Source organism: Corynebacterium antarcticum, assembly GCF_016595285.2.
Lineage (GTDB): Bacteria > Actinomycetota > Actinomycetes > Mycobacteriales > Mycobacteriaceae > Corynebacterium > Corynebacterium antarcticum.
Genome location: NZ_JAENIP020000003.1, coordinates 289,007 through 302,254, shown reverse-complemented (window position 1 = coordinate 302,254; position 13,248 = coordinate 289,007). Strand labels below are relative to the sequence as shown.

Below are 13,248 nucleotides of genomic sequence, written 5' to 3'. Positions count from 1 at the left end.
CCCGGCCGAACGTCCGCGAACGGGAGGATCAAGGAAGCGGCGGGCCAGGAAGCCCCGACGGCGCCCGTGGGACGGGGCACTGATCTCGATGGTTTCCCCGGCCGTGCCCCGGGATACTCCGGGAAATCAACTCGTGGGGCGCTCTGCGACGCTGCATCCTTCGGACGGCGGAGGGGACCTCACGTGAGGGCGGACCAGGGACGCTATCTCCGTTAGGCACGTCTCCTCCGCCGGTCTCGACCGCTGACGCCGAGCTGCATGTCACGGGATCCTCCCCCGATGCAGTCAACGGCGCGGGGAGAACCGCGGAGCCGGACCAGTCGGTGGCGGCCGCGTCACCCGATCAGGTGGCGGTGGAGGGATCGGGAGGAGGGCCGTTCCAGCGGCGACCGCTGAACCGGAGTTGCCGCCGACACCACGCACATCCCACCTTTCCCCGCATGATCCACCCTGATCTGACCGGCGGAACATGGTGGGTCCGGCTGCCGGAACCCGGGTTTCCGGGAACCGTCAGCCGGACTTCTCTCCGAGAGACCTGGTGCGACAGATGCCGCACCATCAGCAGCGGATGCATGATGAAGTGGAAGACCACCGCGATCGGTGCCGTCAGAGCACCGGTACCGAAGAAGCTGAACGGGAGCAGGTCCGGCTCTTTCGACGAACTGGGGGTTTCACCCTCGGTCGGCTCCGGGGTCTGCGTCGCAGTAGATGACGTCGTCTCGGTCGGCTCCGGGGTTCCCGTCGGTTCTTCCTGCACAGGAGCCACGTAGTCCATGTGGACCGGATCTATCTCGGGGTCCAGTTGACTGGTGGATGAGGACGGTGACAACCGGACGAGACCGACGAAGAAGTTCTTTCCGGATTAGTCCCGCGGGCGGTCGACGATGTAGAGCGATCCGTCGGAGAACTCCCTGATTCCTTAGTTGTACGGGAAACGGGTGTCTTTCACGTGCTGGCTGTAACCGATCTGATCACTGATGCCGTCAAGTCCGTCTGGGGAGGGATCGACGATCGCGATCTCCCCGGAGCGTCCCCGAGGCGACAACAGCGTTGCCATTCCCGAGGAATCCGACTCCGGCATACTCATCGAATTTGTCTCCGACGACTCCCGCCCCAACACGGGCGAAGGTGTGATCGGCCCCGTTGTACCGGTAGAACGCGATCAGGGGTCGTGTCTGATCGCTCCGCGGCTCCGGGCCTCGGTCCAGGAGAGGTTGTTCCGGATGGCGATGAGGTCGCCGCACACAGCGACACACCTGATGCCGTTGGATCCGAGATGAACGCGGTGGATCTCGTTCTGGAGGTCGACCATGTCCAGGATCGGGGTCACGGTGTTGTCGGAGGGATCCAGGTGCACAGGCACTCCACCACTGAGACTTCCGTCGTCGTACAGGAAGTTGCCGTCCCTCACATGGATGAACGTTCCGTCCGGGAGGGCCCTGAGACCGGTACGGTACCCCGAGTTGTACTCGTCACCGTGCAGCTACACGGTGTAGTCGTTGTTCAGTTCCTTACCCGGGACGTCGGAGGCCCGGGGAAGAGTCCAGTTCTTCAGTTCTCCCGCACGGTCGACCGAAATGAATCCACTGTACCGGCGGCCGGTCTTGTACAACACCCCGAGGGTGCCGGCATCGCCGGAGAAAGCGACGCCGGTGATCTTGTTCGCGGCTTCCTGTGTCTCTCCCTGCGCCGTGATGGTGGAGGTGGAGGGAACCGTGGCGACGACGGTGTCATCGGACAGTCCTCCGGGAGCCACGGAGACCCTGTGCACCGAGAGACCGCCGGAACCAGCGCAGTAGAGACTGTCCGTCTGCCCGTCCCATGCGGCATCGGTGCTGAGACGACTGTCGATCTCGCCGCTGAAGAGACGCGTCTCGAGATCCGCGGAGCACCCCTCGACGTGACCGGTACCGTCGTGATTCGCCACGACGACCGCGGCTCCGGACCCGTGTCGAACACGCTCACCACGTTTTCCCAGGGGGTATCCGTGATGACACCGCGGTGGCACGATATGCGGGCCCTTCAACTCCCCCGGTGAATGAGCCGGGGTAGCTGAAGTTCAGGGGGCCAGGTTACCTCCCGGGGTGTAGAAGTTCGAGAACGCGGTGCTCCGCTGCTCCGTCAGGGTTGCGGTGACATGGTCAGGTCACCGTCCCGTCCTCACTGTTGAAACGTCCGGCACCCACGTTGAGGTCACCGAGCAGCACTTCATCCGGTCCGGACCAGCCACCGTTGTACTGCTTGGTGTGCCGGTTGATGTGCAGCTCCCCCGCCCCCGAAACCGGGTCGAATACGATGTGGGGGTCCGCGAACGTCAGGTCGAGGTCGCACTGACCCCGCACGTAGCCGGTTCCGTCCTGCCGGCGGTACTTCATGAAATCGACTGTTCCGCCGTACTGCACCTGGATCCGCCCGTCGGCCGGCGTCGACGTCGATATGCAGGTCCACTGTACCGATCCGTTGTGGAAACGGGCTCCATCGAGAACATGCTGCAGCCGGTGTCCGTCGACATGGGAGCGGATGCCCCACGCGAGTGCGAGATGGTCGTCCGGGTGGGACTGCTCCTTCCCTGGGGCGGGGTCGAGACCGATGGATGAATTGACGTCCGCCACGGCGACACCCGCACCCATGGCCGACGTCAGTGGGCAGGCGATGGCGAGGGCCGCGAGGCGGCGACCGCAGTTCTCGGTAAAGCTCTGGAGGCTGAGTTCATCGTCTGTGCGTGTCCTGGTTCTGTGACGGTGCGGGGACGTTGCGGGGCAAAGGCGTGGGGAACGGAGTCCATACTTCCCTCATTGTTGTCCCAGCTTTTACACACAATAAAACCAGTATATTTTAGTTCAGGCTCCCCTTGTTCCATCCCAACCGGCGATACCGCACATACACGAAACCCCCTGAGCGATCCCGGTTGAACCGGACTCTGCTCAGGGGGTTGAGGTTCAGGCCCCCGAAATAGACGGGTGAGCCTGTGGACCGAATCTAGTGGCGGAAACCGCCACGGCCACCACGATCCTCACGGTCGCCACCGCGGAAACCACCACGGCCACCACGATCCTCACGGTCGCCACCGCGGAAACCACCACGGCCACCACGATCCTCACGGTCGCCACCGCGGAAACCACCACCGGAATGGCGTCCGATCGGGGCATCAGGGGTGTGCTCGAGGTGGATGAGCTGGCCGGAGATGCGGGTGTCTGAGAGCTTGTCCCAGACCTCGCGGGGCAGGTCCTTGGGCAGCTCGACGAGGGTGTGGTCGACGTTGATGGTGATCCGACCGACGTCCTGGGACGTGAGTCCCCCTTCATTGGCTAGAGCACCGACGATGGCGCCCGGGCGCACGTGCTGCCGCTTGCCCACCGCGACGCGGTAGACGGAGAGATTCTTGTCGCTCCGGTCGAAGCGGGCGTTTCCGCCACGCTCCCCACGGTCCGGGCGGTCACCGCGGTCGAAACGACCACCACGGTCACCCCGGTCTCCCCGATCACGATCGCGGTCGAAGCGCTCACGCTCACGCTTGGGCTGTTCCTTGAGCAGGAAGTCGTTGCCCGCCTGAGCCTGCGTGGCCAGCGCCGCGGCGACGTCCTCGAGCGGCACGTCGTGCTCCTCGGAGTAGGCCTTGACCAGGTGACGGAAGAGATTGACCTGCTTGTCCTCGAGCGCGGTGGTGATCGAGTCCGCGAACTTCGCCTTGCGGGACTCGTTGACCTCCTCGACGCTGGGCAGGTCCATCTCGTTGAGCGGGGCGTTGGTCGCCCGCTCGATGGACTTCAGCATGCGGCGCTCACGGGGGGTGACGAACAGGATCGCCTCACCGGAACGGCCCGCGCGGCCGGTACGGCCGATGCGGTGGACGTAGCTCTCGGTGTCGTGGGGGATGTCGAAGTTGAGCACGTGGCTGATGCGGTCGACATCGAGGCCACGGGCGGCGACGTCGGTGGCGACGAGGATGTCGAGACGGCCGTCCTTGAGCTGGTCGACGGTGCGCTCGCGCTGGGCCTGGGCGATGTCACCGTTGATGGCGGCGGCGGAGAAACCCCGGGCGCGCAACTTCTCGGCGACTTCCTCGGTCTCGTGCTTGGTGCGCACGAACACGATCATGGCCTCGATCTCGGTGACCTCGAGGATACGGGTCAGCGCATCGATCTTGTTGCGGTGCGCGACGGACAGGTAGCGCTGCGTGATGTTCGTGTTGGTGCGGGTCTTCGACTTGACGGTGATCTCCGCCGGGTCATTGAGGTACTGCTTCGAGATGCGGCGGATACCGTTGGGCATCGTCGCGGAGAACAGGGCCACCTGCTTCTCGGCGGGGGTGTCGGCGAGAATCCGCTCGACGTCCTCCTGGAAGCCCATGTTCAGCATCTCGTCGGCCTCATCGAGCACGAGGTAGCGCAGACCGGAGATGTCCAGCGACCCCTTCTGCAGGTGGTCGATGACGCGGCCGGGGGTACCGACGACGATCTGTGCACCACGGCGAAGACCGCTGAGCTGAACGCCGTAGGCCTGACCACCGTAGATCGGCAGGATGCTAATGCGGTTACCGATGTGATCGGCGAACCCCTGGAACGCGTCGGCGACCTGGAGCGCGAGCTCACGGGTCGGTGCGAGCACGAGTGCCTGCGGCGCCTTCACCGACGGGTCGATGCGGGAGAGGATCGGCAGTGCGAATGCGGCGGTCTTGCCGGTACCGGTCTGGGCGAGCCCGACGACGTCCCTTCCCTCCATGAGGAGCGGGATCGTCTGGGTCTGGATCGGCGAGGGGGATTCGTAGCCGATCTTGCGGACGGCCTCGAGGGTGCGGTCAGGGAGTCCGAGTCCGTCGAACCCGTTCTCCTCCTTCTCCTCGACCTTCGGCTCGGGGGCCTTCTCCGGGGTGGTGTCCTGCTTCCCGGCAGCGGGCTCGGTGGCTTCCGGGGTTTCTTCGGCGGAGGCCTGTTCGGGGGCGGATTCCTCGGCGGGGACCCCGGTAGCGGAGGTGATGTCCTCATCGCTGGCGACCGTCACTGTGGCGGTCCCACTGTCGGGGGTCTCGGTGTTCTGCTCGGGGGTGCCGTTCTCGGCACCTGCGTTGACCACGTCATCCAGGGTGATGATCTCATCCGCATCACCGGTGGTATTCACATTGTTTTCGTTCTGGGCGTTCACTGCGCCATCCTCATTCTTCTGCGCGACTTCATGTTTCGCGCTGCTCATGTCATTCCGCACGCTGTTCGCGCGGCACACATTTTTCTTGTTTTGGTATCGGCACATGCCTTGGGGCCGCACCGACCGGCGGTACCCGGGACTGACGTCCCGGGCTGCCGTGTCCTGCTCGCCACACCTGAGCCTTGCCGGTCCGCATCTAACAGACAGCCCCTGTCGGGGCGTCTGACTCGTCGATGGGAGATGGTGTCTACGCGGGAGAATCCGCCACAGTCAGCTCCTGGCGACTGACGACGGATCCCGCGGACACGACACAACCAGCATCCCGATGATCCGGCGATGCCCTACTGGCCTGCGCCCGGATCAGGTGTACCAGCACCGGGAATGCCGGCTGGTGAAAAGCAGTACCCCACCACGGTACGCACTTGGCGCGTCTTTGGCGAATCCTCCGGCAACTCCGTACCTTCGACCGGATTCCACCGGCCGGATGGATGCGCGGACAGCCGGGACGGGACAAGCCCCCTCCGACACGTTCGGCAGGGAGAGAGTCACCGCCCGAGCATCAGGGAAACCGTTCGGCGTAGACATTCACGGACGAAACCCCGGGGTTACCCGACCTCTGCACAATCGCCTCGCTGAACATCCGTAGAGTAGCTGGGGAAGACAAGTTCAGGTTGGTGATCGGGTGCCGGGGTAAACCGACACCCGCTCAGATCCACACACAGGAGATTCGATGAAAAGCGATCTTGATCAGGGCACACTCGCCGAAATCGAGGAGATGATCAGGGACTGGAAGGCACTTGGGCGGTCTCTGGAGTGGATCGAGAACAAGCTGCGGCAACCTCCTTTCAGTCTGATCGATGAATCCCACAGATCGCAGGCTCTGATCAACTACCGGATCAAGAACTCGTTCTCGGCAGAGCCGTACATCCGGGACACCTCTTTCAGGGACAGACGAATCACTTCCGAGGGCATCTGGTATTCGCCCGAGGCGTGCGGCGACACCTACTGGGCCCCCGTCAGGGAACTGATCCGACAGGACATCGGTGACGAGGCACTGGAGGAGGTGGACAGATCCTCGACCGCGATCATCAACTCCATCGACTGCCCGAGGGGCGAGAAGGTGGATTCCAGAGGCCTCGTGGTCGGTTACGTACAGAGCGGAAAGACGACGAACTTCCTCTCCGTCATCGCCAAAGCCGCCGACGCGGGATACCGGTTCATCATCGTCCTGTCCGGTATGACGGATGCGCTCAGGGAACAGACCCAGCAGCGCTTCGAGGAGAAGCTCCTTGCCCCCAACGGCGACAAGTGGCGGCGGATGACCCACCCCAACTGCGACTTCGGTGCATCAAAGGATGACGAGTACCAGAACGCCGCCTTCGATCTCAGTCAACCAGACGGACGGTACATCGCGGTCGTCAAGAAGAACGGGCACGTGCTCAAACGCCTCAACCGCTTCCTACGGAGCGGCGGTGTGCATACGGCACAGTGCCCGATCCTCGTCATCGATGACGAATCGGATCAGGCGAGCATCAATGTGTCGAAGCAGCAGAAGGCCGAGATCTCCACGATCAACGGACAGATCCGGTCCCTGCTCGAGAACAAGAAGGTCGCGTACATCGCCTACACCGCAACCCCGTTCGCGAACATCCTCGTCAATCCGAACGATGTAGAAGACATCTACCCCCGGGACTTCATCACGGTCCTGAATAAGCCGAAGGGTTACTTCGGCGCAGAGGATCTCTTCGGCCGAGAGGCGCTGAGCCACGAGAACTACGAGGAGAACGACGGCAAGGACATGATCCGGATCATTCCGGACGAGGAAGCCAAGTCACTCAAACCCCCGACCCGTCAGAAGGACAGGGATGCGGGGCCGTGGTCGCCCGAAGTCCCGGAATCACTCACCGACGCGATCCGGTGGTTCATCATGGCCAGCGCAGCCCGGCGGTTCAGAGGACAGGCGCACAAGCACTCGTCCATGCTGATACACACCGCGATGCGGACCGAGGAACACGAGATCACCGCAGCTCTGGTGGAAGACGAGATCCGTGGTCTCCGTGCGGAGCTCGCCGGACACTCTCCGGTAGACGACTGGAGAAGCCAGTGGGAACAGGAATGCGCGAGAGTCCCGTCATCGGATTATCCGGATCTTTCCACCGTGAGTTTCGCGGATATCGCACCGCTGATTCCGGAGGTGCTGGGCGACACGAAGGTCGTGATCGACAACAGCAGGTCGGACAGGAGACTCGAGTACGGCGACGACAGACCGGAAACGGTCATCGCCATCGGCGGAAACACCCTGGCCCGTGGGCTCACTCTCGAAGGTCTTCTCTCCAGTTACTTTCTCCGCAACGCCAGCGCCTATGACACGCTCCTCCAGATGGGGCGCTGGTTCGGGTTCCGCAACGGCTATCAGGATCTCCCCCGGGTGTGGCTCACTTCCGAGCTCGCCGGTTGGTTCCGCGATCTGGCGCTGGTCGAAGCTGATCTGCGTATGGAGATGCAGCGCTACGTAGAGGAAGGCATCACGCCTCTGGAGTTTCAGGCCCGGATCCGTGTCCACCCGTCACTCGAGGTGACGAGTCGTGCGAAAGCCCAGAACATGCGGAAGGCGAAAGTCAGCTACAGCGGAAGTAAACCCCAGTCGATCCTCTTCAAGCATCGTGACCACGAATGGCTGAGCAACAACATTGAAGCGGCCAGGAATCTGGTCTCCTCGATCAGTGACGGCGGACCGGTACTTCTGGGAGACGGCCCGCTGTCCAACGGATCATACGTGTACCGAAGTGTCGACACCGACGACATCATCGCGTTCCTCCGGTCATACCGCTTCCACGAGAAGTCGACCCTGGGCAAGGACGCCAACGGAAAACTCATCGACTACATCCTGGAGGAGGCAGCCGAAGGTTCCATCACGAGCTGGAATGTCTCGTTCTTCGGACGCGGGAAGACAGGCGAGACCGGGACCATCGATCTGGGGCTACCTGGTGAACTCCAGATGATCTCACGTGCCCGGATGCGGGACGGGAATCCCGAATACGCGAACATCAAGTCACTCACCTCCCCCTTCGACCGGATCAACGACGCCACCGCCGACAGCGAGGTTCGGGAGACTCTGATCAAGAGCTCCAGGGAAAAAGGTACGAGTCGGGAACGCAGGCTGCTCGAGATCCACGACGACCACGCCGGGATGGGAACAGGTCACCTGGCGATCTACGCGATCGACAGGAACTCGGTTCCACAGAGGTCGTCCGAGAAAGGGAACATGGTCCGCGAGCCACTCCGGGCCGTGGACGATCTGATCGGTGTGTGCGTCTTCTTCCCCGAGTCCTCACGAACCAATTCAGCGGTCGACTACGTCTGCACGGTCGCACCCGAGGATGAGGTGCTCGCCGCCTACCAGACGCAGGAGGAAGAACTCCGGGCGGAGACCGAGAGACAGTCAGAGGACGAACTGTGAATCCGGATTTCCGCGACTTCTCCCGTACCGCCTTCATCTCCCTGAGGACTCCCGCACCCGGGTTCGGGAAGGAGAACCTGTCCGGAGCACTCCTGAGGATCGCGGAGGGAGAAGTCAGACTGTCACACGGACACGGCGGCCAACTGTCCGTCCTGGTTCCGGTGACGGAGACCGCCTACCGCAGTTTCCGGCCCGACACCCGCGGACAGGCGATCAAGGTTACTGCAGTGAGGGTCGAAGGAACCCCGCACATTCGTGTGCGACTCGAGCTACCGCGGTTCGAAGATACGTACATGCAGTTCACGGATGCGCTCCTGCGTGATCTGAAGGACGCCGACGGGCCATCGGAGACGATCATCCTCAGAGCAATTCAGGACTGGAGGAACATGCTCCTCCTCTCGATTCCGACGGGGCAGATCCCGGTCCAGGAGGAGATCGGGATCCTCTGTGAGCTCGAGGTCCTACGAAGCCTGATCCACCGGGACGGCCCAGCCGTTCTCCGCCGATGGACGGGACCGGAGAAATCCAGGCACGATTTCGAACTCGACGGTATCTCCGTCGAATGCAAGGCGACGACGGCGTCCAACGGTCTGCCGGTAGTCATACACGGTGCCGAGCAGTTGACGGAGTCCCCGGGCAAACGCCTCGATCTGGCCGTGCGACGATATGTTCCGGACCCTGACGGCACAATGTCCGTTCCGTCACTGCGTGACTCGATCTGTGCCATTCCGGGTGTCGACACGCGCAGGTTCCTTTCCTCACTATCCAGCCTCGGAGTCGCCATGGCGGACCGCGATGAATCCGGCGAAAAGCTGTTCAGGAGGTACTCCCCAGGCGAGGCGGTGGAGTTCGTCGTCTCCGATGGATTCCCACGTTTGACGGGGATCGGAACGACGGGAAGGATACAGCAGGTTTCATACACGGTCGATCTCTCCGACCCCGGTTCGATCACGGGTTACCGCGCCGGTAACCTCTACCTGAACCCGACAGGAGCACGATGAGAACCTTCCACCACAACCAGATCTTCGATCCGTCCGGTGGTTTTCACGCAAGCTCCGCGAAGCGGACCATGACCGGACAGTCGATGAACATCTGGGAGATGTTCACCCGCGAGTCCCTGCAGAACAGCTGGGATGCGAGAGACCGAGTTTCCGCCGAGGACGGTGTCACCTTCGCAGTGGACTACGACGTCATCGAGGGCGCGGAACTCGAGATTCTCCGTTCGGTGATTCTCGGTGACGACTTCATCGGTGTCCCGGCATTGGAATCACAGATCGAACAAGGGACAGTCCCCCTCCTGACTGTCAGCGACACCGGTACCGTAGGGCTACGGGGTCCGAGCAACGCCACCTCCGCGACCACGGGACACACTGAGTTCACCTCTTTCGTCCGCAACATCGGCCGCAGCGAACAGAAGGAGCTGGCCGGTGGAACCTACGGCTTCGGGAAAGCGGTGTTCTTCATCGCCAGCAGGGTCGACACAGTGATGGTCTACACGCGTACGGTCGACGAAAATGATCAAGCGGTGCACCGCTTCATCACCATGGCCCTGACCGACGGGTACCAGGACGGATCGGTGAATCACACAGGCCGTCACTGGTGGGGTGTTGAAGCCGAGGCGACCACCGAGACAGGCTCCGTGACGTACGCCGAACCGTTCACTGGCGAGCTGGCTGACCGGTGCGCGACAGCCATGGGTATGGACAGGTACTTCTCGGAGGAACGTCCGACGGGGACAGCCATCTCCGTCATCGCACCCGATCTGGCCGACACGGAAACCAGCCTCAGGAACATCGCACGTTCACTGACTCGGTGGGCGTGGCCGCACATGGTCACCACCGAACCTGACCTCGATCCCATCGAATTCCACGTGAATCTGCGGGGTTCGAGAATCGGTATTCCCGAACCCCAGGATGATCCGGCACTCAGGTCATTCGTCCAGACCTACGAGCGGGCGCTGTCCATGCAGCCCTCAGAGTCGGAGGAGTGGAGGGAATCGCTGGTCTACAGAACGACGAGGGTATTCACCGGCAGACCGAGGAAGAAAGAACTCGGTCGGCTTTCGGTCAAGACTCTCGTCGCCCCTGTCGACGAGAGAGACACCGTGGTCGGTAAGACCATCGAGTCCGAGATCGCGCTGATCCGAAATCCACGGATGATAGTCGAGTACTGGAAGGGACCTGCGGATATCACCGGCGAGCCATATTGCGGAGTGTTTCTCGCGGACGACTCGGCAGACAGGGTGTTCGCCCGCAGTGAACCTGCTGCACACCACGAATGGAACCACGAGTCAATCCAGAATGAGAAGGGTATTCTCGAGGAGTTCTGGGGTTCCGACAGTAGAAACAACCCCGTGAAGATATTCTTCGAGCACATGCGCTTGCTGTTGAAGCGATCGGTGAGGAAGAACATCGGACGAGGAGACGACCGTCATTTCGCCGCGGCAACCGATATCGCGAGAGGACTCGGCGACTACCTGGCCAATTCCGTGGGCGGTGTGGACACCCGCGTCAGAACACCCAGGCGGGCCTCCGGTGGAGGAGGAAGGCGGAAATCCCGCGCCGGGCTTCCCGGCACCGATGTGAGACTGGTCGACCTCAGACGGACCGAGGGAGGTCAGATCACCGCGATCTTCGACATCGGAATCGACGCCGATGATGACGTCTATCCGGTCCAGCTGAAAGCGACACCCGTGATACGCACTGACGGGTCCGACGTCAGGTTCGAGGATGTCGAAGACGCCGGAGTCGATTTCCCGGTCTTCGAGAGGTGGGAAGTGATCTCCGGCAATCCACAGTCCAGCGCATCATTCACAGACTCTTCACTCATGCTCACCGAACCCGCCAGCCGAATTCGGGCATCAGTGATTCAGCCAGCTGACTGCGCGATCACCCTGTACGTCGACATCGTCCAAACCGACGGGGAAACGGAGGCCGCACAGCGATGAGAGTCGTCAGCTACGGCTACCTTCGTCCGGATGAGGACTGCGTCCTGATCTCCGGTTGGGACTTCAGTGTCGATGGCAAGCATGTTGCGGATCCTGATTCCCCTCCGGGTTGGGACTATGAAATTCCCGTCTCCTGTCGTGTCAGTCTGAACATCGATATGGCGGAATTGCTCACCGGCTCCCGGCTAGCCGAATCCCTTGCCGATGCCGAGAAAAGGGGGGTCAGGGTCTCCGCTGTTCTCCGGTGGGAATCCAGCCGGACCGGACAGAGAGGAGCCAGCGCCCGCCAGATCGTCAGGAACGGGGAGAACTCTCTCTTCCTCGAGGTTCCCGGAAATCTCCTCGGTGGGCACTTCGCGGTTACCCCTGTCGTCGTGCTCGAGGAGAATCCCCATCCCCTACCGCAGTCGATCTCTCCGGTGCGCCCGGGATCAATCCTCTGGGAGGGAACCAAACGGTTGCTCCCTCTCGAAGGAGTTGGAGCCCAGTTCCCGACTGCCGCGGTCGATTTCAGGAAAGCCGGATTCGAATCAGCCGGCGCCCTGTGGTTCATCGATCTGCATGAGGATCTCGATGTTCCGAGCCAGGCGGGAGCCCGGATATTCCTGAACACAGCGAACAAACGGATCCTCCGTATGCTGGAGGACCCTGAATGCACCGAATCCAAACAGCTCCGGGTGATCATGGAGTGCGAGGTTCTCACACATCTCCTCATCCATGCCGCACAACGGTTGGACTCCGGAACCGCTCACGAGGATCCCGACCCCGAGAGTTTCCGGGAGACACTGCATCAACTCCTCAATTCCTTCTTTCCTTCAGAGAGACCTGAACAACTCCGTGAGGACATCGGACGTATCGCCGCGGTCGCGCAGGACCGCGTACTCCACCAGGGCCGGAAAAAATGACGACTAAGAACTATCCACGGTTGGGTTACGCCGCATCAGTCCGTCTCATCGAACGTATGAACCGTGTCGAGTTGGCGACCTTGGCGAGAACCGCATCCACCAGCCACCCCCAGCAGTACGACTATCCGACGGCAATCAACACCTGCAGTGAGTCCGAGCTGGCGGAACTGAGGATCAGGGCCCTCGAGATCGCCAAACGCCACGGTTACCCGGAGAGATCAACGAGGTCCAACAAGAAATCTCTCTTTGACAGGGACATGTCCGCGCTCCTCTACGGAAAACTCGACCTGATCGAGACAGAAGCCGCACAAGAGGAGGTGTGGAATTTCCTGACCCTCGTGGTCCTACCTGACATCGCGAAATGGCGGTACGGGAATTCAGGGAACTCCCTCAGCTACAACCGGTGGCTCGGAGGAAAACGGAACGTGTTCCGAAAACTCTGGTGGCGCGAGGCCACGCTCGGCAATGCCCTGAACTCGAAGATATACGAGGACGAGGCGGTGAGTGTGATGGAACGGGCACGTCTGAGTGGTCAACCGGCGGTCGCCCGTGCCATGGTCCGGGGTTTCCTCGACTCGGTTGAACGGTACCCGGACACCGCACGCACTGTCCTCATGCGTGCGGGTGCACTGCGCGTCCGACAGCTCGTTCCGATTCTGTGTCTCGAGGCACTGACCGAGGATGAACTCGATGTGCTCATCCTCGATGTCTTCCGGAAATCGAGTGAAGCCTGTGCCGGAAAGGTCCCTGGCCCGGTACCGGAAGAAGAATAGAGACCGGACACATCACACCTC

Annotated in this window: 10 protein-coding genes; 6 read left to right on the top strand and 4 right to left on the bottom strand. The window is 62.0% G+C overall.

Features of this window, described 5'->3' with window-relative positions:
• The first annotated feature begins 572 nt into the window (after nt 1–572).
• Nucleotides 573–770, top strand: coding sequence for a hypothetical protein (locus tag JIM95_RS08705; RefSeq protein WP_200258752.1), 198 nt, complete (start codon nt 573–575; stop codon nt 768–770).
• Between the two features lie 392 nt (nt 771–1,162).
• Here JIM95_RS08705 and JIM95_RS08700 read toward each other — a convergent pair whose 3' ends face one another.
• The 4 genes from JIM95_RS08700 to JIM95_RS08685 form a co-directional block, all read right to left on the bottom strand.
• Entirely contained in the window at nt 1,163–1,411 is a 249-nt protein-coding gene (locus tag JIM95_RS08700; protein ID WP_200258750.1) for a hypothetical protein, read from the bottom strand.
• Between the two features lie 72 nt (nt 1,412–1,483).
• Nucleotides 1,484–1,927 (bottom strand): hypothetical protein, encoded by a 444-nt coding sequence (locus JIM95_RS08695; RefSeq protein WP_200258740.1) that lies wholly within the window; start codon nt 1,925–1,927, stop codon nt 1,484–1,486.
• A gap of 214 nt (nt 1,928–2,141) precedes the next feature.
• Nucleotides 2,142–2,630, bottom strand: a complete 489-nt coding sequence (locus JIM95_RS08690; protein WP_200258739.1) for an HtaA domain-containing protein — start codon at nt 2,628–2,630, stop codon at nt 2,142–2,144.
• Nucleotides 2,631–2,979: 349 nt separating this feature from the next.
• Nucleotides 2,980–5,190, bottom strand: a complete 2,211-nt coding sequence (locus JIM95_RS08685) for a DEAD/DEAH box helicase (RefSeq protein ID WP_248232462.1) — start codon at nt 5,188–5,190, stop codon at nt 2,980–2,982.
• Nucleotides 5,191–5,872: 682 nt separating this feature from the next.
• Here JIM95_RS08685 and JIM95_RS08680 point away from each other — a divergent pair.
• The 5 genes from JIM95_RS08680 to JIM95_RS08660 are packed head-to-tail and all read left to right on the top strand — an operon-like array spanning nt 5,873 to nt 13,227.
• The gene (locus tag JIM95_RS08680; protein ID WP_200260111.1) at nt 5,873–8,602 is read left to right on the top strand and encodes a Z1 domain-containing protein; all 2,730 of its coding nucleotides are present in this window, start codon (nt 5,873–5,875) and stop codon (nt 8,600–8,602) included.
• Entirely contained in the window at nt 8,599–9,603 is a 1,005-nt protein-coding gene (locus JIM95_RS08675) for a PD-(D/E)XK motif protein (RefSeq protein WP_200260108.1), read from the top strand. Before JIM95_RS08680 ends, JIM95_RS08675 begins: the two co-directional genes overlap by 4 nt.
• On the top strand, nt 9,600–11,549 hold the full coding sequence (locus JIM95_RS08670) for a hypothetical protein (RefSeq protein WP_200260105.1): 1,950 nt from the start codon (nt 9,600–9,602) through the stop codon (nt 11,547–11,549). Before JIM95_RS08675 ends, JIM95_RS08670 begins: the two co-directional genes overlap by 4 nt.
• On the top strand, nt 11,546–12,454 hold the full coding sequence (locus JIM95_RS08665) for a phospholipase D-like domain-containing protein (protein WP_200260102.1): 909 nt from the start codon (nt 11,546–11,548) through the stop codon (nt 12,452–12,454). The genes JIM95_RS08670 and JIM95_RS08665 overlap by 4 nt, the downstream gene beginning before the upstream one ends.
• Entirely contained in the window at nt 12,451–13,227 is a 777-nt protein-coding gene (locus JIM95_RS08660) for a DUF6339 family protein (RefSeq protein WP_200260099.1), read from the top strand. The genes JIM95_RS08665 and JIM95_RS08660 overlap by 4 nt, the downstream gene beginning before the upstream one ends.
• Nucleotides 13,228–13,248: the final 21 nt, after the last annotated feature.

Coding starts and splice junctions, on each gene's coding strand:
- JIM95_RS08705 (WP_200258752.1), top strand. CDS start 573: ATGATGAAGTGGAAGACCACCGCGATCGGTGCCGTCAGAGCACCGGTA.
- JIM95_RS08690 (WP_200258739.1), bottom strand. CDS start 2,630: ATGGGTGCGGGTGTCGCCGTGGCGGACGTCAATTCATCCATCGGTCTC.
- JIM95_RS08685 (WP_248232462.1), bottom strand. CDS start 5,190: ATGAGCAGCGCGAAACATGAAGTCGCGCAGAAGAATGAGGATGGCGCA.
- JIM95_RS08680 (WP_200260111.1), top strand. CDS start 5,873: ATGAAAAGCGATCTTGATCAGGGCACACTCGCCGAAATCGAGGAGATG.
- JIM95_RS08670 (WP_200260105.1), top strand. CDS start 9,600: ATGAGAACCTTCCACCACAACCAGATCTTCGATCCGTCCGGTGGTTTT.
- JIM95_RS08665 (WP_200260102.1), top strand. CDS start 11,546: ATGAGAGTCGTCAGCTACGGCTACCTTCGTCCGGATGAGGACTGCGTC.
- JIM95_RS08660 (WP_200260099.1), top strand. CDS start 12,451: ATGACGACTAAGAACTATCCACGGTTGGGTTACGCCGCATCAGTCCGT.